Raw genomic sequence first — 20275 nt, forward strand, 5'->3', positions numbered from 1 at the left:
ATGACCGGCAGAGCGCAGCCTAGGCCATCGCGACGATGACGCGGCGAGGGCCGGTGAATGGTTTGCGCCCATGCATTGCCAGGATATTGTCGATGACCATGACGTCGCCCGCCTGCCACGGGAACAGGACCTCACATTGTTTTGAGACGTCGCGGATACATTGCAGGTCGGCAATGTCGATTTCGCTGCCGTCTCCATAGACCACATGATTGCCCAGGCTTGCCTCGCCGGATGTTTCAGGATTGAAGCGCGGGTCTTCCTTGGCGCCAAATGAAACCTTCACGCTGTCAAACCCGCGATGCCATTGGTCCGCCTGATTGTGCCAACACTTTTCCCCGGTCACCGGATGTTCCAAAACGGCGTCGTGCGTGGCGCGCGTTCTCAACCCAAAAGACGTCCATTCGAATTCCATTCCGGAATCGGTCAAATACCGTTCAACCGCATGCCGGTCAGCGGTCTCGAAAGTTTCCTGCCAGCTCTTGCCAATTCCGGTTTCGCCGTCGGCGTCCCATAAATGCTGAAGGTAGGTAATACCTCGATTTTCAAAGCGGCTCCGTATGTCCTGCGGCAGGGTTTCATAGATTCTCCGGCCATCCGCGATTTGTGTTTCGCCCCCGGTCAGCGCCGGCAATAGGCATCCGAAGAAGACGCGGTCCGGCGACCACCCGGCATAGGATAACTCGTTATGAAGCAGCACCTCCAGATGAGCGGGATATTCCGTTGAGGTATAAACTTGGTCGGCGACGCCGGTGCGCGGGGAATCGCCGCCCTTATAGTTCCGAAGGTCCGGCCGAATGGCATGGCAGAAATTACGGAAATCTTCCGGCGTGACGATCTCAAAGCCTCGGATCAAGACAACACCGGCTTGACCGGTCAGGGCATCGATCTCGGATGCATGCGTGTGGGCCCAATCCCGTGCCGCCGTGGCGGAACGATCGCCGATTGCGCTGATCGCGGGGACGACCGGGATGGCTTTTCCGTCTAGAAGCGGCGTGCTCTGCATGTGATCCTCATCTTTACACAAATCTTCAAAATAGCGCAGGTTATCTATCGCCATCCTCGCAGGGTAGAGCAGCCGCGGTTCGTTTCACAATATCGGATTGGACAAGCTGCTATCAGGTAATCGGCAGCATGACATGGTCGCGATAGGCTTGGCGGCTGGTAAGCCGGCCGTACCAAGCTTCCAGGTTCGGCATGCTGGGCCGGTCTTTGACCAGCTCCATGAAGCGATAGGCCATGGCGCCGGCCGGAATGTCACCGATCGTAAGACTGTCGCCCAGCACGAAGTCTTTGCCGGCAAGCCATTTGTCCAGCATCGCGTAAAGAGCCTGTGAGGTTTGTGCCGCCGCACCGATGGCAGCCATGTCCCGCTCGGCTTCAGGTGTGCGCACCAATCCCCAAAAGACAGTGGTCATCGGACCGGCCAGGCTGGTCTTCTTCCAGTCCATCCACATATCCGCTTTTGCCCGATCGGCGGGATCTTCCGGCCAAAGCGATCCAGCGCCGTACTTGGCGGCGAGATATCGGGCACAGGCATTGGATTCCCAAATCGTCAGGTCGCCATCCTGTAGGGTCGGAATCCGCCCGTTCGGGTTCATCGCCAGGTATTCAGGCGTGTCCAAACCGCCGAATGGCCCACCAACATCTTTCCTGTCTACTTCAAGGCCCAATTCGGCCGCGGTCCACATTACAATTTGAACATTGATCGAATTGGGACGTCCCCACACCGTCAGCATTTTGCTCTCCCTTGAATTATCCCCGCGAAGACCTCGGCCGCCTGGATCCGGACGGGTCCGGTACAGGGCCAGCGGATAGTTGGCGCATTCGTCCTTTCAGTCTACTCGGGACTGCGTCCGCCTATTCAGATTTTCGTGTCCAGCGCACACGGTTTGCCGCTGCCGTCCCGACGGCGCCTGGAAGCACGACAAGCCGGCGGCGCGTTACGGGGCGGGCAGGGTTTGCGGCATAAACCTGTTTGCTCGCCTCAATCAGGATAACGCCGCCAAGCCGAGGCAATGTTCGCGCGCCGATGCGCTCGACGGGCAAAGACAATGGCATCCAGGTTCGGCTCCGGATCGGCGGCATATAGAGTGCGCGGCGTATGTCGCCCGGCTCAAATTGCGTATCTCTTAGCAAGCGCTGCAATTGGGCGCTGGAAAACGGTTTCCCGTGCCCGAAGGGCGTACGTTCGTTCCGTGACCACAGGCCGCGACGTGATGGAACGACGATGATCATTCGACCGATCCCGTTCAGCACTCGCCAGCACTCGCGGAGTGTGTCGCGCATCCGCTCGGTGTTTTCCAAGGTGTGAACCAACAACAAACGGTCGACTGACAGATCCGGGAAGGGAAGCTGCGTCTCTTCGGACAAGGCGACCAGCCCGGCCCGCCCTGGGGGCCAATGGGTCACCCCTTGATAGGCCGGCATAACAGCAAGAACCCGGTCGGCCTCACCCTTGAAATCTTCCAGAAAAGGGGTTGCGTACCCCAAACCCATGACGACCTCGCCCTGAACGCTTGGCCACAATATCCGGATCTGACGCTCAATAAGGTGTCGTGCGCGGCCACCCATCCTGCTTCGGTAAAAAGCATTTAAATCAATGACATCAGTCCACATGGATTGGCCTTTTTCTGCCGTATGCGCGGATGGGATCCCGGTTGCCCCGATCGCGTCTGAAATAGGTGCGGTATGATATTATCGCAAATTCTAACTAATGGCGGCTGTTTTCCAGAAATGATCCGCGTTATTGTTTCCCGAAGCAATGAAGATTACTTCTCGACTTTAAGCCATTGGCAAGTCGAGCAGGATGGCGCGGCGGGCAGGCGTCTGAACAGGGAACTGGATCGATCTGAATGACGGCACGGTCAATAGATCACAATAGTGGACACGGTCATGACGGTAAGCGGCTGGAGTCCGGGTCGGACGGCGGGAACAAGGCGCGTGCCGAGAAAAGCGGCTCGCTTATGCGGTTCGCGCGCATAGCCATGCGCCGAAAGCCAGCCCTGATTCTGTTAATTCTCTCTGTTTGCCTGATTCTGACCGTCCTTTACTCCTGGCAGTTGATCCGGAACGGGGAAGTTTCCGGACTTGTGCTTGTTGGCGCAAACCTGTGCGCCTTTGTTATCGCGCTCGTCTATCTTGCGGATGACCTTCTAAGGCGTTAAGCGAACGCTTGCGGGTCGTGACCGATCCGACCTGCCAATCTTTGCTACTATCCTGAGGTTTTCGCATGACGGATCCGATCTGCCCGATCACCGGTAAGTCCGATTGGGAATCGCTCTGCGAACAAGACGGTTTCGAATGGGTGAGGTTCCGGGACAGTGGTTATGTTCAATTGCGGACGATGCCAAAATTGGACGAGGCCAAGGAAATACAATCGCCTGAAATCGGTGCCAGCTACATCGACGGCTATACCAAGAAGGAAGACAGCAAACGTCGACGGTCGCATCGCCGTGCCGCGTATCTACGTCGCCACATGAAGACCGGCAAGCGGGTGATGGATGTGGGCAGCAATGTAGGATTTTTTGTCGAGGCAGCATCCGCATTGGGGCTCGACGCAGTTGGATTGGAGATCAATCCGGTTTTGGCCGATAGTGCCCGACGGCGCTTCCCACACCTTTCCTTCCACACCTGTGCGCTTGAGGAATTCGAGCAACAAGGCGTTTTCGACGGTGTCTATTGCTCCGAAGTCATCGAACACACGGTGGATGTTGTTCATTTCGCCCGGCAATTGTTCGATCTTTTGAAGCCGGGCGGGGTGTTGTATCTGACAACGCCCTCGATCAACGAATATATGAGTGGCGGCAAGGTGAACCGAAACCTGGGTGCGCCGGATCACAAGCTCTACTTCAACAAACGGAATATAGAGCAGTTTTTGCGAGGGATCGGGTTTTCGTCGGTCAGTCATAAACTCGCCTTTGGCGGTGGACTCCAAGTGCTGGCGCGCCGCTAACGCTAGTCGCGAAAATTTGCCGTTGCGACATCACGACTCTGTCAGGCGCAGTCCCCAGATCGAAAAAACAGGAATCCGCCATGGTTTCCGCCGGTTCGCTTATGTTACCGTGCCCGCGCGCAGCGACGCGGCCGTTTGAATCAGCCAAAAAGAATTGGAGATATCTCATTATGAAACGTGTTTTCGCCCTAGCCATTTTGCTGTTGGCCTTGCCCTTCGCCGCTGCCCAGGCGGAGCCGGCCAGTGAAGCGTCAATCCGGGAATACCTCCGCCTGACGGATTTCCGGCGCGCAATCGAACCGATCACGGCGAACATCACCGGGCAGGCCGCCCGACAGTTGCGGTCGCAAAATCCTGCGGTTCCGGACAGTGTGCTGCAAAATGTGGCGGCTTCGATCCATCAAGTGGTGACGGACAATATCGGCAGCTATGAAAACGCGGTCATCGCTGAATACCAGCAGCTTCTGACTGAAGAGGAAGTCCGTGCGGCGAATGCCTTCTTCTCATCGCCTGCCGGTCAGGGATTTGCACAGAAGCTTCCCTTGTTCAGCCAAGCGGCCGGTAGGGCGGCCCAGCAATGGCTGCAAAGCATTAATCCGCAGCTTCAAGCAGCGGTCGAGTCGGCCGTCGCCCAATAGTTCGCCTGAATTCATAGAAGTCGATCAAGAGGCACATGATGTTGGATATCCGCCAAATTCCAGTCCTTAACGACAACTACGTCTATCTGGTTCGTGAGCCGTCCTCTGGGGCCGTCGCGGTGGTCGACCCCGCGGTGCCCGAACCGGTGATGGAAGAAGCCGACAGGCTGGGCTGGACAATCACCCATATCCTGAACACGCATCATCACGGCGATCATGTCGGCGGGAACAAGAAGATCAAATCGGCGACCGGCTGCACGATCGTTGGGCCGCGGGCGGATGCGGATCGGATTCCCGGAATCGACGTCCAGGTCGGCGATGGCGACAGTTACCAATTCGGTGATGAGGCCGCGACCGTCTTTGACGTTCCGGGCCACACGCGCGGCCATATTGCCTTCTGGTTTGGTGCCTCCAACGCCCTGTTCTGTGGTGATACGTTGTTTGCGCTGGGCTGCGGGCGGATGTTCGAAGGCAACCCCGAGCAGTTCTGGACATCTCTTTCCAAACTGCGCGACCTGCCGGATGAAACACGTGTCTTCTGTGCTCACGAATATACCCAAGCTAATGCGCGTTTCGCCTTGTCGGTCGATAAGGGGAATCAGGCCCTGGTCGAGCGTTCCAAACAGATCGATGCGGCGCGGTCGCGCAACGAGCCGACGGTCCCCTCGCTGCTGGGTGAGGAGAAGACGACCAATCCCTTCCTGCGGGCGGACAATCCTGTGCTCGCCGCGAATGTCGGTTTGGCAGGTCGCGATCCTGTCACGGTCTTCGCGGAGGTACGCGCCAGGAAAGACAGTTTTTAGGCCACTTGTTTCCTGATCGGATGGTTTTTGGTTTCCCGTAAAAACCGGCGCGCGGTATGAGGGTGTAACCCGGTCGCGCATTTCGCAGGCCGGAAACAACTGGGGAACAGGGAACGACCATGAAGCTGTATCACAATCCGGCATCGCCCTATACGCGCAAGGTAATGGTCCTGGCGCATGAAACCGGTCTTGTGGACCGGATCGAGCTTATGCCGATCAAGGTTTGGGAAGAAACCGACCGTATCCGGTCCGACAATCCCTTGGGCAAGATTCCGACGCTGATCAATGATGATGGCCAGGCGGTTTATGACTCCACCGTCATTTGCGCCTATCTGGACAGCTTGCATGACGGCCCGAAAATGATCCCCGAAGGCGATGCGCGCTGGCCGGTCGAAAACCTGCACGCCTTAGCCCAAGGCATGACGGACGCCGCCCTGTCCCTGCGTGCGGATGTGATGCGGGGATTGGACAAGCAGGCGGATTTCTATTCCGACCGGATGCGCGCGACGATCAAGAGTGCCTGCGACGAGGCGGAACGACGGATTTCTGAAATCGACGGGAAGGTAAATCTGGGCACCGTGGCGCTGGGGGTTGGCTTGGCCTATCTCGATTTCCGGTTTCCGGAGAATGCTTGGCGTGATGGCCGTCCAGGGTTGAGCGCATGGTATGCGGCGTTTTCCGAGCGTCCGTCCATGAAGGCCACGCCTCCGGCTTAAGGTGTATGGCTGATGACCGCTGACGACGTTATCCGGCAACTTGACCTGCAACCGCACCCGGAAGGGGGCTGGTTTCGGGAAGTATTCCGCCATGCAGCGCCGGATGGCGGGCGGGGGCTGGTCACCTCTATCTACTACTTGCTGAAAACCGGGGAACGATCCCATTGGCATCGCGTGACGGATGCTGAGGAAATTTGGCATTTCCATGCAGGGGCGCCATTGCGCCTGCGGATAGCGGCGCCGGAAGGGTCGGCTGAAAACCACATTCTTGGGATGAATTTGCCGGCGGAGGAGCGCCCGCAGGCGGTCGTTCCGACAGGCTGGTGGCAATCCGCGGAAACGACGGGTGAGTGGACCCTGGTGGGGTGTACCGTTGCGCCGGCCTTCGACTTCGCGGGGTTTGAAATGGCGTCGCCCGGATGGGAGCCTGCCGCCGGGTAGGCGGCTGTCGACCGCCATGTCAGATAGCGCCGAGGATTCATTTCTGCAGGACCTGATCGACCGCTTGGTCCCGCTGGGGTTGATTCTAAGGGGTGGGTTTCAGGCCGAACCGGACGACGGTGCGCCGGCGGGAACTGCGACCATGTTGCTGGTCGGCAATGCGGGGCCGGGCCTATGGCGACGCAGTGGCGGGGACCTCCGCGATGAGGCGGACGCGATGGATGCCTGGACGCAACGCGTGATGGATCCGATCGGCGATCGTTTCGGCGCGACGGTTCTGTATCCTTTCGGCGGCCCGCCATACCACCCTTTTCAACGCTGGGCTAAACGGGCGGAAGGATTGCAGTCGTCGCCACTGGGGATTCTCATCCACCCCGAATACGGTTTGTGGCACGCCTACCGCGCGGCGCTTTGTTTCGGGGAAACGATGTCTCTGCCGGATGCATCGCCGGCGGGTTATCCATGCGACACTTGCCTTGGAAAACCGTGCTTGTCTGCCTGTCCTGTTGCCGCGTTTTCCGAAACCGATGGCTATGACGTTCCCGCTTGCGCGGCGCATTTAAGAACAGAGGATGGGGCGGATTGCATGGGCATGGGCTGCCGTGCGCGCCGAGCCTGCCCACTGGGTCATGATTTCGTCTACGACCCGGGGCAGGCGGCTTTTCACATGCAAGCTTTCCTGCGGGCCCGCTAGAGCAGGCGACGCAGGATGATCAGAATCGATATCCGATACCGACGCCGAAGATCCATGGGTCAAGGTCCACGTCGGCGTTGATCGCGCCGCCGTTTACTTTCACGTCGGTGTTCAGGAAGACTTTCTTCACGTCGAGGTTCGCAGACCAATTGCCGTCAATGGCAATGTCGAGGCCGGCCTGAAGCGCGTACCCGATCCCGTTCTCGAAATCGACGGAGCTGACCGCACCGCCGGCCGCTTTTTCGTCATAGAAGAAGGTATAATTCAAACCTGCGCCAAGATAGGGGCTGAAGCGGTTCTTCGGCAGGAAGTGGTACTGGACCGTCAGGGTCGGCGGCAGAAGGCTGACATCCGCCAGATCGACATCGGCGCCGAGCGCGGAGCCTTTGACATTCACATCATGATCTGTTGTCGCCGCGATCAATTCCAGCGCGATGTTGTCGGTGATGAAATAGCTGATGTCCAGTTCGGGGACGTATTCGTTGCTGGCCTCGGCTTCGCCGCCGATCACGCTGATCGAGCTGCTTTCATCCGGTACCACACCGATCCCACGGGCGCGGATCAGGATATCACCGGCTTCCTTGGTTTTGAATCCTTCGGCCATAGCCGCGCTCGACATCAAGGTGGCCGCTACGAGTGCCGACCCAACTGCAATTTTCAAGAGATTCATTCGACCTCTCCCACAAAAATGACCTGACGGTCCGGCTTTCGCCGCCGCCTGCGGGCCGATCAGGAAATGCGCCACCCCCTACATGGAGGTGGTGTTCAGCCCGCTGCGGCACAAAAGACCCGACAGAAGGAAGGGTTCCTTGATCTAGATCAGTTTTTTGTCGGAAAGTGCGTATCGGTTTTCCATCAGGTCCGACTGTGTTGCCGTCAAGCAACAAGTAAAGCCGCGCGTTCCCTCAGAACCGGCAGAAGATCGGTGTCGAACCAGGGATTCTTTTTTTGCCAGGCGGTGGTGCGCCAACTGGGATGCGGCGTCGGCAGGTAGCCCGTTTCAAGATGTTTCCGGAAGTCACGGACCGTGTCGGTCATGGTCCGCGATTTGGTTTCCGCGAGGTACCGTTTTTGCGCGTAGCTGCCGACAAGTATCGTCAATTCGATACCGGGCAGGAAATTCAGCAACGTGTCGTGCCATTGCGGTGCGCATTCCGGCCGCGGCGGCAGGTCGCCGCCTTTCGGGTCACGCCCGGGATAGCAAAACCCCATCGGCATGATCGCGACTTTAGAGGGATCGTAGAAAACGTCGTGGTCGATATTCAACCAATCGCGCAGGCGGTCGCCGGATGCGTCGTTCCAAGGTATGCCGCTTTCATGTACCTTGGTGCCGGGCGCTTGACCGATAATCAGCAACCGTGCGCCAGGCGCGATCCGCACGACGGGACGCGGTCCCAGCGGCAGGTCCGCTTCGCAGGTCCGGCAGGCTCGAACTTTCGCCAAGCAAGTTTCTAAATCCGTTAACGTCATGAAAGGAGGCCAAATCCTAAGCCCAAAAACGATGACCAGGTGGTGACAGTTAGAATTTATAGCAACAGCTGCGGCCTGGAAGCATATTACAAAGTGTCACGAATTTGGGATCGTTCGACGTTCCACGTATTCTCGAAAGGGTCAGGCCGCGTTTCGCATCAGCAGTTCGTCAACGAAGGCGGGTACGATTTCGGTCGCCGGCCCGTGGCGGCATTCGTGAAACAGCGAAGACCCTTCAGACGGTTCCAGGTTCAGTTCGACCGTGTGGGCCTGTCCGCGCAAACGGGCCATGCTGACGAAACCGGCCGCGGGATAAACATTGCCGCTGGTCCCGATGGAAACGAACAAGCCGCAATGGGTCAGCGCCCATTCGATCTTATCCATATGCAACGGCATTTCGCCGAACCACACCACATGCGGCCGCTTCGTCCCGACCGATCCGCAGATGAAACACGGGGTGTCGATTGTCAGATCCTCATGCCATTCAGCGACATTGCCGCAGGCCTCACACCGCGCCTTCAACAATTCGCCATGCATGTGCACGACGTCCTTCGATCCGCCGCGTTCGTGCAAATTATCGATGTTTTGAGTCACCAGCATCACGTCTTCCGGCCAGGATTCCTGCAAACGCGCCAAGGCCTTGTGGGCCGCGTTCGGCTGGATCGCGGGATCGAGTAAACCGGCCCGGCGGTGGTTGTAGAATTCGAAGACCGTTTCCGGATCGCGGTGGAAAGCCTCAGGCGTCGCAACATCCTCGATCCGGACTTTGGACCAGATCCCGTCGGCGTCCCGGAATGTGTCCAGGCCCGATTCTTTCGAGATGCCTGCCCCTGTCAGAATGACAATCGGCACAGGACGGTCCGGAATTGACATTGCGTATCCTCCAACAGCCCCCGGCGGCTTCTTTGATTGATGGGTCGGGGACCCCCTTAACTGCATGGTAGCGGTTGGTTCCGGCTTGGCAAAGGCCATGTCGCGCCGTACCAGTGTTTCGTTCTATATGACATTCGGAATCCATGCCGCGGGAGGAAATCGATGCAGGTTCTGTTCGTTTGCACCGGGAATATCTGCCGTTCGCCGACGGCGGAAGCCGTGTTTCGGGACAAGGTAGTCAAGGCCGGGTTGGGGGATGCGATCACGGTCGATTCCGCTGGGACGACAGATTGGCATACGGGTGAGCAGCCAAGCCCGCACGCGCAGACCACTATGCGCAAATACGGCATCGATTTCTCTGGTGTCCGGGCACGTCCGCTGCAGGCCTCGGACTATATAGATTTCGACCTTCTGCTGGCGATGGACGAGGGACATTACAAGCACCTGATCGCTCATGCCCCGGAGGGAACAAAGGACAAGATCCGGTTGTTTCTGGCGGTCATGGACCAGGACGAACGGACAGAGGTGCCGGACCCGTATTACGGCGGCATCGAAGATTACGAGTTCACTTTCGGCCTGATCGAGCCCGCCTGCGAGGCTTGGCTTGAAAAGGTGAAGCCTGCGGTGCGGTGACGCCGGACCAGAAATCCCGATGTGAAAGAGCGTCCGGGTCGCCTGCCGTGCGCCTGACGCCGCTTGCGGGCGGGTGCCTGGCGGAAGTGCTTCGGGTCGACCTTGCGGATGGGCGCGCCGTTGTCGTGAAAGCCGGGCGGGAAAGTGATCGGCTGGATATCGAAGGCCGGTCGTTACAGGCGCTGGGTGAAAAGGGCGGTGGGTTGCCGGTGCCGCGTCTGGACCTGGTCGATCCCGATTTGCTCGTCATGGAACACCTGCCGAATGACGGCGGGTTGGACGCCACCGCGCAGCGGGATGCCGCCCGTTATATCGCGACCCTGCATGCCGCGCCCCGTGACTTTTACGGCTATGATGAGGACACCCGCATCGGCCCGCTGCACCAACCCAATCCACCCGCCGACAAATGGGTTCCGTTTTATCGGGATCATCGCCTTCTGTTCATGGGGCGCGTGGCGATGGAGCGCGGCGGGTTGAGCGCGGCCGGCTATGCGGCGTTGGAAACATTGGCCGGCCGCCTCGAGTCCTTGATCGGCGAACCGGAACATCCCTCACTGCTGCACGGCGATTTGTGGACCGGTAACGTATTGGCTTCCGGCGGGCGCATAACCGGCTTCATCGACCCGGCGACCTATCACGGCGATGCGGAAATGGACCTTGCCTTCTCAACTCTGTTCGGAACGTTCGGGGAGGATTTCTTCGACGCCTATCGTGAAATTCGCCCGTTCGACTATGCGGGTTTCCTGGATACGCGCCGCGACCTTTTTAACCTCTACCCGCTTCTGGTGCACACGGCCTTGTTCGGCGGAGGATACGCCAATTCGGTTTCCCGAATTGTGCAAAGATTCACCGGCTGAGTTTGCGCTGGCCTGGTTCCGCTTAGTTGCCGTCTTCTACCAGACCAGTTCCCGCAAAGGGTAATCGGCCTCCGGTGTATATATTGCACCAGATTGGGAAAGGAAGCTGGAATACAGAACGAACTCATCCGCGGGGAAGGCAGGGACATTCAACCAGGAACGCTCCGCGCAATAGTGTTCCACATAGTCGACACTGGCGCCTTTGAGCCGGGCGAGCGTCACATGTGGCATGAATTTTCGGACTTCCGGTTCCAGGCCGACGCGGACACAGGCGGATTCGATCTTGCGCTGAAGATGCAGCAACCCGTCCGTTTTTTCGGCGCAGGCGACGATGGAGCTCGGTTTCTTCTTGGTGCCGAACCAACTGATGCCTTTCAAGTTCACCTCGAAAGCATCCGCCTGGATCCGCAGCAAAGCGTCATGAACGTCATCGGCGACGTGTTCATCGACATTGCCGACGAAGCGCAGGGTCAGATGATAATTTTCAGGGGGAAGCCATCGGGCGCCGGGAACACCATTGCCAAGCCGCGAGAGTGTTTCGCGAACGGAGTGCGGCAATGGTAACGCAACGAACAGGCGGATCATTTTATCCTCCCGCGTCATGGGACTATGAAAGTGAGCCTACCCCGATTCATTTCCCCGCATAGTAAAAAAAACGGTCCCGGACGATAGGCGTCGACCGGGACCGATACATACATGGATTGCTGGGTTCTCTTATTCGGATGTGGGCACCGGCGTGTCGCGATGAATGGCGCCGATTTCTTCCATGACCTCGTCGGAAAGCATCAGGTCGGCCGAGCGGATGCAGGACGCCAATTGCTCGACCGAGGTGGCGCCGATGATGTTCGAGGTGACGAAGGGCCGGTCGTTGACGAATGCGAGTGCCATTTCCGTCGGGTCCAATCCGTGTTTCTTGGCGATGGCCACATATTTGCCGGCGGTTTCCAAGGCACGCGGTTTCAGGTAACGCGGGAAGTAATCGGGGAACAGCGTAAGCCGTGCGCCTTCGGGCCGCGCACCGTCCAGGTACTTGCCGCTCAACGCGCCCATGGCCAGTGGCGAGTAAGGCAGCAAGCCGCATTTTTCCCGGATCGAAACTTCGGCCATGCCGACTTCATAATTCCGAAGCAGCAGGTTGTAGACGTTTTGCACCGATTGAATGCGGGGCAGGCCTTTGGTCTCATGCAGCTTCAACATTTCCATCACGCCCCAGGGCGTTTCATTGGAAACACCGATATGCCGGACCTTGCCGGCCTTCACCAATTCGGCCAGTGCCGAAAGGGTTTCCTCCAACGGGATCGGGTCGTCTTCGGGATCGTGCTCGTAATCGAGAGCGCCGAATGTGTTGGTCTTCCGTTCCGGCCAATGCAATTGGTAGAGGTCGATGTAATCGGTTTGCAGGCGTTTCAGGCTGTCATCGCAGGCTTCCAGGATCGACTGCCTGTCCAAGCGCGCTTCGTCCTTGTGAATGTGGGGGCGGACCCAGGGGAAGCGTGTCGTGCGGCCGATCACCTTGGTGGCCAGGATCACATCCTTGCGCCTGCCGGTTTTGGCAAACCAGGTGCCGATGATTTCTTCCGTGCGTCCGAAGGTCTCTTCAGTCACCGGTGTGGAATACATTTCCGCCGTGTCCCAGAAATTCACGCCATGGTCCAGCGCATAGTCCATCTGGTCGTGGCCTTCGGCCTCGGTATTCTGCTTACCCCAGGTCATGGTGCCGAGGCAGATTTTACTGACGGAAAGGTCTGTTGTGCCGAGGGGGCGCATTTCCATGGATTAGATTCCTATAGCGTTTGGGAATGGGTCGAGGACAGATTTGAAAGGTATGAAAAGTCGCGAATGATAACCACGCGCGAATAAACATCAAACTTTTGCGATTGGGTTGGTCTTGGACCGTGTGGTCGGGCTGGGTGAATTTGGTTAGGGAACGCGGTTTCCTACAGGAAGACCGCCAACACGCCGGTATAGCCGTAAAGGCGGTCGCTGTTGATTTCACCATTCGCGAAAAAGCCAACGATCGGGAAACTGCCCAGATGGCGTTCGATCAAGTCCATTTCGGTATTCTTGCGGGAAAACTGATTCGGGCCGCGAGCGGCGCAGGAAATATAAATGCCGCCGCGGATTGCTTTGCCACCGGCCCGGCGTTTCAGGTCCAGCAGCATTCGCTCCATATCCTCGACGGCGCTCTGCGGGTCCCGCTTGCAGAAGATCAGGTCGTCGCCGGCATTTACCGCCTCGCCGATGGCGATGATCTCATGGTTCAAATCGATGCCGATCAGATTACGGACCAGATAGTCGCCGGTGTCGGACCCCCGAACCGGCAAGGCGGTGAAGATGTGTCCCGAAATCTGTTGAAGGTCGTTTGCCAGATCCGGCCCGACATCGCGCTTCAAAACTTCCAGGGCCGGTTCGCCGTCGAGCGAAAAGATGACGTGCCCTTCCGCCGCGGTCACGCGATGGCATTCGCCGATCGGGCAGCATCCCTGGCTCAAACCGGTCTGCATCGCCACCTTCGAGGGGGAGAGCATGACACCGCTTAACTTCCGGGCGACACCGTCGGCGATCTGGGCGCAAGCGCCCGGCATCGCATTGAGGCCGCCGAAAAGGTATCCGCCGCTTTTTTGGGCCAGGCATTTTAGGTGATTGGGAAGATCGCCCATGGTCGGATCGCCATGGGTCAGAATCAACGGCAGCATCGCTGCATCGATCCAGTCGCTATTTGCGGCGATCACGGAATCGACGCAATCGCCGCAGCCATCTTTCACGTTGAAAACGCGAAAGGCATCTTCCGGGATCGGCAACAACAGCACGGCGGCGCCCGGTTCGCCGAATACTTCGGTCCGGCCGGCGCAAATCCCATACCCTACGGCACCCACCCAATGGGGGACGCCGGTCGTTTGACGCAAAAAGACCTCGATATCCGCGAGGTCTTTTTGAAAATGTTCTGTCAGGTAGATGACGCCCAACCGGTGTTGCGATTCGATGGGACCCAATTGGATGATGATATCGGCCAGCGCGTTGCGCCAATCATCGTGTTTCCCCACGCCGTAGAGAAAGGTACCGGGACAGGTTTGCGGGGCTTCGTCGGTCATGGCAGGTAAACTAGCCCTACACAGCGATCTTTCCAGTATTGTTTATCGGGGATTTCAGCTTTGACCAATATCGCCGGCATCAAGCGTCTTTCCCAAGCGCTTTCAACACGAAGGGCATGATCCGTTCGACGATGACGGCGACCCCTTCGGCGTTCGGGTGAATGCCGTCATCCTGGTTCAGTTTCGGATCGGCGGCCACGCCTTCCAGGAAGAACGGATAGAAGACGGCATTTGGGTATTTTTCCGCCATATCGGGAAAGACCGCATCGAATTCCGCAGCATAGTCATTGCCAAGGTTCCGCGGCGCCAGCATCCCGGTAAACAGTACCTTCGCGCCGGAGGTAAAGGATTTTTCCAAAATGATATCCAGGTTCTTCCGTGTCTGGGCCGGCTCGAAACCGCGCAAACCGTCATTTGCCCCCAGTTCAAGAATCACGAGGTCAGGCTCGTCGGCCAACGCCCAGTCGATCCGGTTGGCGCCGCCGGCGCTAGTATCGCCGGAAACGCCGGCATTGATTACCTTGGCGGGATGACCCGCCGAGGCCAAGGCACGTGAGAGCTGGGCCGGAAAACTATCATTCTGCGGCAAGCCGTATCCGGCGGTCAGACTATCGCCGAAGGCCAGAATAACCGGCTCCTCGCTGGCCGAAGTTACCTGCGGACCGGCTAAAAGACTGGCAAGGAACAGGAAAACCGCGGCAAACCGGTTGAACTGGCCGAAGATACCGCCATATCGCTTATGGTCCGTGTTGCGGTGCCGAAACGACCCGCATCCGGACTTTTTTGAAAGTTTCACCCCAACGCTCCGGAAAGTTGCCATGAACCCACCCGATTCCAGTAACCCGACGACGGCCCAGTCCCGCGATCCGATCATCGCGCTCAAGGACCTGCGCCTTACACTTGGGTCGGAAGCCGGTGAGGTCAACATCCTGCGCGGCCTCGATTTGACCGTTGGCGCGGGCGAAACGGTCAGCATCGTGGGACCGTCCGGGTCTGGAAAGACCTCCATGCTGATGGTCATTGCTGGTCTGGAGCGGGCAACGGGCGGCCAGGTGATGATCGGCGGCAAGGACTTCATGAAGCTTGGCGAGGATCAATTGGCTCTGTTCCGGCGGGACAATCTTGGCATTGTGTTTCAGAGCTTCCATCTCGTCCCCACCATGAACGCGGTCGAGAATGTAGCGATCCCGCTGGAACTGGCGGGGCGGCGGGACGCATTCGACCGGGCCCGCGCCCTTCTGGAGCAGGTCGGTCTTGGCCATCGACTGTCACACTATCCGGGTCAGCTTTCGGGTGGTGAACAGCAGCGCGTTGCGCTTGCTCGCGCGTTCGCCGCGGAGCCGAAACTGATCTTGGCCGATGAGCCGACGGGCAATCTCGATGCCGGCACCGGGCAACAGGTGATCGATCTGATGTTTCAAATGTCGGATCACCAGGACACGACTTTGATGCTGATCACCCATGACCCGGCCTTGGCGAAACGCTGCCGCCGTGTCGTCAGGATGGGCGACGGGGTGATCGAGGAGGATACGACCTCCGGCGAAACAGCGCGCCAAGCCGCGGAATAGGACGCCGGAAAGGCCCCGACATGTTCTCACTCGCTCTTACCTATGCCCGACGGGAAATGCGCGTCGGCTTGAAAGGGTTCCGGATTTTCCTTGCCTGCCTCGCCATGGGGGTGGCCGCCATTGCCGGTGTCGGTTCCGTATCGACGGCAATTGTCGAAGGTTTGCGCCAAGATGCGAAAGTGCTGTTGGGTGGGGAAGTCGACCTGCGCCTGACCCATATCCGCGCGACCGAAGAGCAGTTCGCCTGGCTTGGCCGGAACAGCGACAGGCTCTCGGAAATGGTGCGCATGCGCGCCATGGCGGTGCGGGCAGACGGCGCCTCGCGGCGGCTTATCGAATTGAAGGCCGTCGATTCAGCCTATCCGCTGTATGGGAAGGCCGAACTGGCCGGCGGCGAACAGCTTGCCGCATCCCTCGCGCCGGTGGAGCCGAATGTCTTCGGGGCTGCGGTATCCCCGCGCCTGATGACGCGCTTGGACCTTGCGACCGGCGACCGGTTCAAGATCGGCGAGGCAACCTTGCAGGTGACCGCGGAACTGACCGCGGTGCCGGATCGCGGCAGCCAGGGTTTCGAACTTGGGCCGCCTGTCGTTATTTCCATGAAGGCGATGGAGGCGACCGGGCTGATTCAGCCGGGCAGTTTGATCCGCTATCATTACCGGGTGGACGTGCCTGTCGGCGTCGACGCGGAAACCTGGATCGAACGAGTGAAGGCAAGCTTCCCCGACGCCGGCTGGCGGATTCGGGCCGTCGATAACGCAGCGCCGAACATCCAACGCTTTGTCGATCAAGTTAGTCTGTTTCTGACTTTGGTGGGGCTGACCGCGTTATTGGTGGGCGGCGTTGGCGTGGGCAACGCGGTCCGGGCCTTTCTGGGGTCCCGCACCGGGACGATCGCCACGTTGAAATGCCTCGGCGCGCCCAGCCGCCTTATCTTTACGACCTATCTGATACAGGTGATGTCCCTTGCTGTGGTGGGGATCGTTATCGGCTTGGCGATTGGGGCTTTCGCACCGATGGCCGTCGGGCCGTTGTTGGAAGGGCGCTTGCCGGTGGCGGCCAGGATCGGCTTCTATCCTCAACCGTTGTTGATGGCTGCTGTTTTCGGCTTGCTGGTGACCCTGATTTTCGCGCTGCTGCCGCTGGCGCAGGCGCAATCGGTTCCGGCTGCGACCCTGTTCCGTAACCTTTTGACGCCCGTGACCGCGCGGCCGTCCCCGCGCATCCTGGCGATACTGGCCGGCGCGGGACTGTTGCTGGCCGGAATCGCCGTGGTGACCGCCCAACGGCCGGTCATTGCGATCGTCTTCGTGCTCGGCGCGGTCGGCAGTTTGGTGGCATTCAGACTGGCGGCCTGGGCTGTGATGCGGCTGGCCAAGGCGCTGCCGCGGCCGCGCGGGGCGAAACTCCGCTTGGCGCTTGCCAATCTGCACCGGCCGGGGGCACCGACCGCCAGTGTCATTGTCTCCCTTGGGTTGGGGCTCACGGTGATGGCGACCGTGGCGTTGATCGAAGGTAATCTGGCCAATCAATTAAATAATACCTTGCGCGGCGAAGCGCCGGGTTTCTTCTTCATCGATATCCAGCCAAACCAGATCGAGGAATTCGACGATCTGGTCAGCGGCTTCCCGACGGTCACCCAGATGGACCGCGTGCCGATGCTGCGGGGTCGCATCACCGGGATGAAGGGCGTTCCGGCAGACAAGATCGATGCGCCGCCTGACGAAGCCTGGATTCTCCGTGGTGACCGCGGTTTCACCTGGGCACGGACGCCGCCGAAGAACAGCGAAATTACGCGCGGGGAATGGTGGCCGGAAGATTACGATGGGGAGTTGCTCGTCTCCTTCGATGACGAAGCGGCGATCGCCTTCGGCCTGGATATCGGCGATTCGATCACGATTAACCTTCTTGGTCGGGAATTCGAGGCCAAGATCGCCAATCTGCGGCATATCGATTGGACCAATCTGGGCATCAACTTTGTCATGGTGTTTTCGCCCGGCATTCTGGAAAGCGCGCCGCAAACCTATCTGGCAACCGCCTATCTGGACGATGATCAGGAGCCCGCTTTAGAGGCGGCCGTGACGGACCGCTTCCCGAATGTTTCCGCCGTCAGAATGAAGGAAGTTCTGGAAAGCGTGGACGAAATCGTCGGCAATCTGGCCGTCGCCGTGCGGGCCATTGCCGCCATCGCCATCGTGGCCGGCGTGCTGGTGCTTTCCGGCGCGATCGCGGCGGGGCATGCGCGGCGGGTTTACGACTCGGTCGTGTTGAAGGTCCTGGGGGCAACGCGGCGCGATATCGCAACCGCCTTCTTGATCGAATACGGGCTGATGGGGCTGATCACGGCGGTGATTGCCGGAATAGTCGGGTCGGTTGCCGCCTATGGCGTGATCACCTGGGTGATGCGCGCGGACTGGATTTTCGTGCCCTGGGCCATGGTTTCCACGATTTTGCTCTCCATTGCGATCACCCTGGCGGTCGGATTGGCGGGAACCTGGGTGGCGCTGGGTCGCAAGGCAGCGCCGCTTCTCCGGAACGATTGAGCCGGGAGTCAGCCGTAGAACTGCGAATGCACCGTATTTTGCTTATGAAAAGCTGCGTAATGGATTGAAATTGTAACGCTTCATGCCAATATCTGTACGGAAAACCGAATTCGGGGATGAGCGGGCGTATGGTGCGCTTACGAAAGATGCCCGAAATGCGGCTACGAACGAAAACAGGCAACTGATAAACAACAGGACTGGGTAGAGAAGATGGCACTTGATCCGCGCGCTCGCGCAACGACTATCGACCAAGTCGGCACCCGCGCAGACTTCGACGAGGGTCTGCGCAAGTATATGCTGGGGACCTACAACTATATGGCCCTCGGTGTCGCCCTTACGGGTGTCATGGTTCTGGCCATGGCGAATATGCCCAATCTCATGGTGACCCTGGCGGTCGGCCCCATGAAATGGGTTCTGTTCATCGCCTTGCTCGGGATGGGCTGGTTCTCCCCGAAAATCATCACCATGAAGAGCGGCGTTGCGGCGCAGGGCTTCTATTGGATCTACTGTGCGCTTTGGGGCATCATGATTTCCCCGATGGTGGCGTTCTTCCTGCAGACGACCGAAGGAACGATGGACGTCGCTAGGGCCTTCTTCATCACCGCGGGCATGTTCGCCGGCGCCAGCCTGTTCGGCTACACGACGAAGAAGAACCTGTCGGCAATCGGCCGTTTCGCTTTGATGGCGGTTATCGGCATCATCATTGCCGGTCTGGTGAATGCGTTCTTCGTCCAGAGCTCCGACTTCTCCCTGCTGCTCTCCTTCGGCACGGTGCTGTTGTTCGCAGCGATCACCGCCTGGGAAACGCAGGACATCAAGAACATGTACCAGGCGCATTATGGCCAGGACCAGGTTGCCCGTCTGGCAGTCTTCGGGGCCCTGCGTCTCTATGGCAGCTTCATCGTGATGTTCATCCATATTCTGAACATCCTGGGTATCATGCGCAGCGAATAATCCTCGCATTACCCATAGAACAGTTGAAGGCCCGGGCATTGTCCCGGGCCTTTGCTTTTTGGGGTGATACGCTACTCTCGCAGTCGCCGCATATTTTGCACCTCTCGAAAGGACGTTGTTCATGAGTAACCCTGATCATGCTTGGCTCGATGGCCTCGTGAAGTGGGAAGACGCCACCTGCCACGTATCGTCACTGGCCTTTAAATACGGGGCGGCTGTTTTCGAAGGGGTGCGCGCTTATTGGGATGCAGAACGCGGGGTGCTGAATATCTGGCAGTTGAACGAGCATCTTAAGCGGTTGGAATTCAGCCAGCGCTTCATGCGTTATGAACGGATCATCACCGCGGATGAGTGCCGTGAAGCGATCTTGGCTCTTTTGAAGGCAAATGGGTTCCGGGCCAATGTCCACATCACCGTAACGGCTTTTCTATCGGGGCCGGGGCAGCCCTTTGTCTGTGGGCCGGTCTCCCTTGCGGTTACCGCGATGGCCCGGGGCGACTATGCGACCGACGGGCTGGACGTTCAGGTGTCGAGCTGGCGGCGCACGCCGGACAGTTCCCTGCCCCAGCGGGTGAAGGCGAACGGCAATTATTTGAATGGCCGGGTGGCTGCGGTTCAGGCGAAGACGGACGGATACGATACGGCCCTTATGCTGACCCAGTCCGGCAAAGTGTCGGAAGGGCCGGCCATGTGTTTCTTCATGGTGCGGGATGGGGTTGCGATCACGGCGGACAAGACGTCCGACATACTGGAAAGCATTACCCGGTCGACCGTTATCACGTTGCTGGAGGAGCAGGGGATACCTGTTGAGGAACGACCGATAGACCGGTCGGAACTGGCGGCGGCTGACGAGGCTTTTTTCTGTGGCACCGCCTGGGAAATCGCGCCCGTGCGGTCCATCGACAGGTTAGTGCTTCCGGCAGGGTCACCCGGACCGGTCACCAGCCTTTTGATGGAAAGATTCTCCGCATTGACGATGGCTGCCGACGATGCGCATCCGGAATGGCGCACACCGGTGGAACTGTCCTAGAGATCTAAAAG

The 20275-nt window shown here is 58.9% G+C and carries 23 protein-coding genes; 13 read left to right on the forward strand and 10 right to left on the reverse strand.

Annotation, left to right across the window (positions count from 1 at the left end):
* Window positions 1-19: 19 nt before the first annotated feature.
* The 3 genes from EOI86_RS15150 to EOI86_RS15160 all read right to left on the reverse strand — a co-directional run bounded on the left by EOI86_RS15150 (window position 20) and on the right by EOI86_RS15160 (window position 2496).
* Window positions 20-1003 (reverse strand): TauD/TfdA family dioxygenase, encoded by a 984-nt coding sequence (locus tag EOI86_RS15150; RefSeq protein WP_161973846.1) that lies wholly within the window; start codon window positions 1001-1003, stop codon window positions 20-22.
* 112 nt (window positions 1004-1115) lie between these two features.
* Window positions 1116-1736 (reverse strand): glutathione S-transferase family protein, encoded by a 621-nt coding sequence (locus EOI86_RS15155; protein WP_127766002.1) that lies wholly within the window; start codon window positions 1734-1736, stop codon window positions 1116-1118.
* A gap of 121 nt (window positions 1737-1857) precedes the next feature.
* Complete coding sequence (locus tag EOI86_RS15160; RefSeq protein WP_161973847.1) at window positions 1858-2496, reverse strand: methyltransferase domain-containing protein; 639 nt, start codon at window positions 2494-2496, stop codon at window positions 1858-1860.
* 356 nt (window positions 2497-2852) lie between these two features.
* Between EOI86_RS15160 and EOI86_RS15165 the strand changes: the two genes are divergently transcribed.
* The 7 genes from EOI86_RS15165 to EOI86_RS15195 all read left to right on the forward strand — a co-directional run bounded on the left by EOI86_RS15165 (window position 2853) and on the right by EOI86_RS15195 (window position 7244).
* Window positions 2853-3164 (forward strand): hypothetical protein, encoded by a 312-nt coding sequence (locus tag EOI86_RS15165; RefSeq protein WP_127766004.1) that lies wholly within the window; start codon window positions 2853-2855, stop codon window positions 3162-3164.
* A 65-nt stretch (window positions 3165-3229) separates the two neighbouring features.
* The gene (locus EOI86_RS15170) at window positions 3230-3952 is read left to right on the forward strand and encodes a class I SAM-dependent methyltransferase (protein ID WP_127766005.1); all 723 of its coding nucleotides are present in this window, start codon (window positions 3230-3232) and stop codon (window positions 3950-3952) included.
* A gap of 170 nt (window positions 3953-4122) precedes the next feature.
* Window positions 4123-4590, forward strand: coding sequence for a DUF2059 domain-containing protein (locus EOI86_RS15175; RefSeq protein WP_161973848.1), 468 nt, complete (start codon window positions 4123-4125; stop codon window positions 4588-4590).
* Between the two features lie 35 nt (window positions 4591-4625).
* Window positions 4626-5393: a hydroxyacylglutathione hydrolase gene (gene gloB, locus EOI86_RS15180; protein ID WP_205032211.1), complete on the forward strand. Its 768-nt coding sequence runs from the start codon at window positions 4626-4628 to the stop codon at window positions 5391-5393.
* Between the two features lie 119 nt (window positions 5394-5512).
* Window positions 5513-6109: a glutathione S-transferase gene (locus EOI86_RS15185; RefSeq protein ID WP_127766007.1), complete on the forward strand. Its 597-nt coding sequence runs from the start codon at window positions 5513-5515 to the stop codon at window positions 6107-6109.
* A 12-nt stretch (window positions 6110-6121) separates the two neighbouring features.
* Window positions 6122-6550 carry a cupin domain-containing protein gene (locus tag EOI86_RS15190; protein ID WP_127766008.1) on the forward strand — a complete coding sequence of 143 codons (429 nt, stop codon included), beginning with the start codon at window positions 6122-6124 and terminating at the stop codon, window positions 6548-6550.
* Between the two features lie 16 nt (window positions 6551-6566).
* The gene (locus EOI86_RS15195) at window positions 6567-7244 is read left to right on the forward strand and encodes a 4Fe-4S dicluster domain-containing protein (protein WP_127766009.1); all 678 of its coding nucleotides are present in this window, start codon (window positions 6567-6569) and stop codon (window positions 7242-7244) included.
* Between the two features lie 19 nt (window positions 7245-7263).
* Here EOI86_RS15195 and EOI86_RS15200 read toward each other — a convergent pair whose 3' ends face one another.
* The 3 genes from EOI86_RS15200 to cobB all read right to left on the reverse strand — a co-directional run bounded on the left by EOI86_RS15200 (window position 7264) and on the right by cobB (window position 9587).
* A complete protein-coding gene (locus tag EOI86_RS15200; protein WP_127766010.1) occupies window positions 7264-7914 on the reverse strand; it encodes an OmpW/AlkL family protein in 651 nt (216 codons plus the stop codon).
* Between the two features lie 206 nt (window positions 7915-8120).
* Entirely contained in the window at window positions 8121-8714 is a 594-nt protein-coding gene (locus tag EOI86_RS15205; RefSeq protein WP_127766011.1) for a uracil-DNA glycosylase family protein, read from the reverse strand.
* 141 nt (window positions 8715-8855) lie between these two features.
* Window positions 8856-9587, reverse strand: a complete 732-nt coding sequence (gene cobB / locus EOI86_RS15210; RefSeq protein ID WP_127766012.1) for a Sir2 family NAD+-dependent deacetylase — start codon at window positions 9585-9587, stop codon at window positions 8856-8858.
* A gap of 162 nt (window positions 9588-9749) precedes the next feature.
* On the opposite strand from cobB, the gene EOI86_RS15215 reads away from it, so the two are divergent.
* A complete protein-coding gene (locus EOI86_RS15215; RefSeq protein ID WP_127766013.1) occupies window positions 9750-10220 on the forward strand; it encodes a low molecular weight protein-tyrosine-phosphatase in 471 nt (156 codons plus the stop codon).
* Window positions 10221-10267: 47 nt separating this feature from the next.
* Window positions 10268-11077, forward strand: a complete 810-nt coding sequence (locus tag EOI86_RS15220) for a fructosamine kinase family protein (protein WP_161973849.1) — start codon at window positions 10268-10270, stop codon at window positions 11075-11077.
* A gap of 36 nt (window positions 11078-11113) precedes the next feature.
* Here EOI86_RS15220 and thpR read toward each other — a convergent pair whose 3' ends face one another.
* The 4 genes from thpR to EOI86_RS15240 form a co-directional block, all read right to left on the reverse strand.
* Window positions 11114-11662 (reverse strand): RNA 2',3'-cyclic phosphodiesterase, encoded by a 549-nt coding sequence (gene thpR / locus EOI86_RS15225; RefSeq protein ID WP_161973850.1) that lies wholly within the window; start codon window positions 11660-11662, stop codon window positions 11114-11116.
* A gap of 129 nt (window positions 11663-11791) precedes the next feature.
* Entirely contained in the window at window positions 11792-12850 is a 1059-nt protein-coding gene (locus tag EOI86_RS15230) for an aldo/keto reductase (RefSeq protein WP_127766016.1), read from the reverse strand.
* 164 nt (window positions 12851-13014) lie between these two features.
* Window positions 13015-14169 carry an FIST signal transduction protein gene (locus tag EOI86_RS15235; RefSeq protein ID WP_127766017.1) on the reverse strand — a complete coding sequence of 385 codons (1155 nt, stop codon included), beginning with the start codon at window positions 14167-14169 and terminating at the stop codon, window positions 13015-13017.
* 79 nt (window positions 14170-14248) lie between these two features.
* Complete coding sequence (locus EOI86_RS15240; RefSeq protein ID WP_240035685.1) at window positions 14249-14965, reverse strand: arylesterase; 717 nt, start codon at window positions 14963-14965, stop codon at window positions 14249-14251.
* Between the two features lie 22 nt (window positions 14966-14987).
* Between EOI86_RS15240 and EOI86_RS15245 the strand changes: the two genes are divergently transcribed.
* The 4 genes from EOI86_RS15245 (at window position 14988) to ilvE (ending at window position 20264) form a co-directional block, all read left to right on the forward strand.
* Window positions 14988-15737: an ABC transporter ATP-binding protein gene (locus tag EOI86_RS15245; protein ID WP_127766019.1), complete on the forward strand. Its 750-nt coding sequence runs from the start codon at window positions 14988-14990 to the stop codon at window positions 15735-15737.
* Window positions 15738-15757: 20 nt separating this feature from the next.
* Window positions 15758-18280: an ABC transporter permease gene (locus EOI86_RS15250; RefSeq protein ID WP_127766020.1), complete on the forward strand. Its 2523-nt coding sequence runs from the start codon at window positions 15758-15760 to the stop codon at window positions 18278-18280.
* Between the two features lie 210 nt (window positions 18281-18490).
* On the forward strand, window positions 18491-19234 hold the full coding sequence (locus EOI86_RS15255; protein ID WP_127766021.1) for a Bax inhibitor-1/YccA family protein: 744 nt from the start codon (window positions 18491-18493) through the stop codon (window positions 19232-19234).
* Window positions 19235-19355: 121 nt separating this feature from the next.
* Entirely contained in the window at window positions 19356-20264 is a 909-nt protein-coding gene (gene ilvE, locus EOI86_RS15260; protein WP_127766022.1) for a branched-chain-amino-acid transaminase, read from the forward strand.
* The last annotated feature ends 11 nt before the right edge of the window (window positions 20265-20275 follow it).

It is taken from the genome of Hwanghaeella grinnelliae, assembly GCF_004005845.1.
GTDB classification, from domain to species: Bacteria; Pseudomonadota; Alphaproteobacteria; order UBA8366; family Aestuariispiraceae; genus Hwanghaeella; species Hwanghaeella grinnelliae.

Coding starts and splice junctions, on each gene's coding strand:
- EOI86_RS15205 (WP_127766011.1), bottom strand. CDS start 8,714: ATGACGTTAACGGATTTAGAAACTTGCTTGGCGAAAGTTCGAGCCTGC.
- EOI86_RS15245 (WP_127766019.1), top strand. CDS start 14,988: ATGAACCCACCCGATTCCAGTAACCCGACGACGGCCCAGTCCCGCGAT.
- EOI86_RS15155 (WP_127766002.1), bottom strand. CDS start 1,736: ATGCTGACGGTGTGGGGACGTCCCAATTCGATCAATGTTCAAATTGTA.
- gloB (WP_205032211.1), top strand. CDS start 4,626: ATGATGTTGGATATCCGCCAAATTCCAGTCCTTAACGACAACTACGTC.
- EOI86_RS15175 (WP_161973848.1), top strand. CDS start 4,123: ATGAAACGTGTTTTCGCCCTAGCCATTTTGCTGTTGGCCTTGCCCTTC.
- EOI86_RS15165 (WP_127766004.1), top strand. CDS start 2,853: ATGACGGCACGGTCAATAGATCACAATAGTGGACACGGTCATGACGGT.
- EOI86_RS15195 (WP_127766009.1), top strand. CDS start 6,567: ATGTCAGATAGCGCCGAGGATTCATTTCTGCAGGACCTGATCGACCGC.
- EOI86_RS15255 (WP_127766021.1), top strand. CDS start 18,491: ATGGCACTTGATCCGCGCGCTCGCGCAACGACTATCGACCAAGTCGGC.
- EOI86_RS15170 (WP_127766005.1), top strand. CDS start 3,230: ATGACGGATCCGATCTGCCCGATCACCGGTAAGTCCGATTGGGAATCG.
- EOI86_RS15250 (WP_127766020.1), top strand. CDS start 15,758: ATGTTCTCACTCGCTCTTACCTATGCCCGACGGGAAATGCGCGTCGGC.
- cobB (WP_127766012.1), bottom strand. CDS start 9,587: ATGTCAATTCCGGACCGTCCTGTGCCGATTGTCATTCTGACAGGGGCA.
- EOI86_RS15160 (WP_161973847.1), bottom strand. CDS start 2,496: ATGGGTTTGGGGTACGCAACCCCTTTTCTGGAAGATTTCAAGGGTGAG.
- ilvE (WP_127766022.1), top strand. CDS start 19,356: ATGAGTAACCCTGATCATGCTTGGCTCGATGGCCTCGTGAAGTGGGAA.
- thpR (WP_161973850.1), bottom strand. CDS start 11,662: ATGATCCGCCTGTTCGTTGCGTTACCATTGCCGCACTCCGTTCGCGAA.
- EOI86_RS15190 (WP_127766008.1), top strand. CDS start 6,122: ATGACCGCTGACGACGTTATCCGGCAACTTGACCTGCAACCGCACCCG.
- EOI86_RS15230 (WP_127766016.1), bottom strand. CDS start 12,850: ATGGAAATGCGCCCCCTCGGCACAACAGACCTTTCCGTCAGTAAAATC.
- EOI86_RS15215 (WP_127766013.1), top strand. CDS start 9,750: ATGCAGGTTCTGTTCGTTTGCACCGGGAATATCTGCCGTTCGCCGACG.
- EOI86_RS15235 (WP_127766017.1), bottom strand. CDS start 14,169: ATGACCGACGAAGCCCCGCAAACCTGTCCCGGTACCTTTCTCTACGGC.
- EOI86_RS15150 (WP_161973846.1), bottom strand. CDS start 1,003: ATGCAGAGCACGCCGCTTCTAGACGGAAAAGCCATCCCGGTCGTCCCC.
- EOI86_RS15200 (WP_127766010.1), bottom strand. CDS start 7,914: ATGAATCTCTTGAAAATTGCAGTTGGGTCGGCACTCGTAGCGGCCACC.
- EOI86_RS15185 (WP_127766007.1), top strand. CDS start 5,513: ATGAAGCTGTATCACAATCCGGCATCGCCCTATACGCGCAAGGTAATG.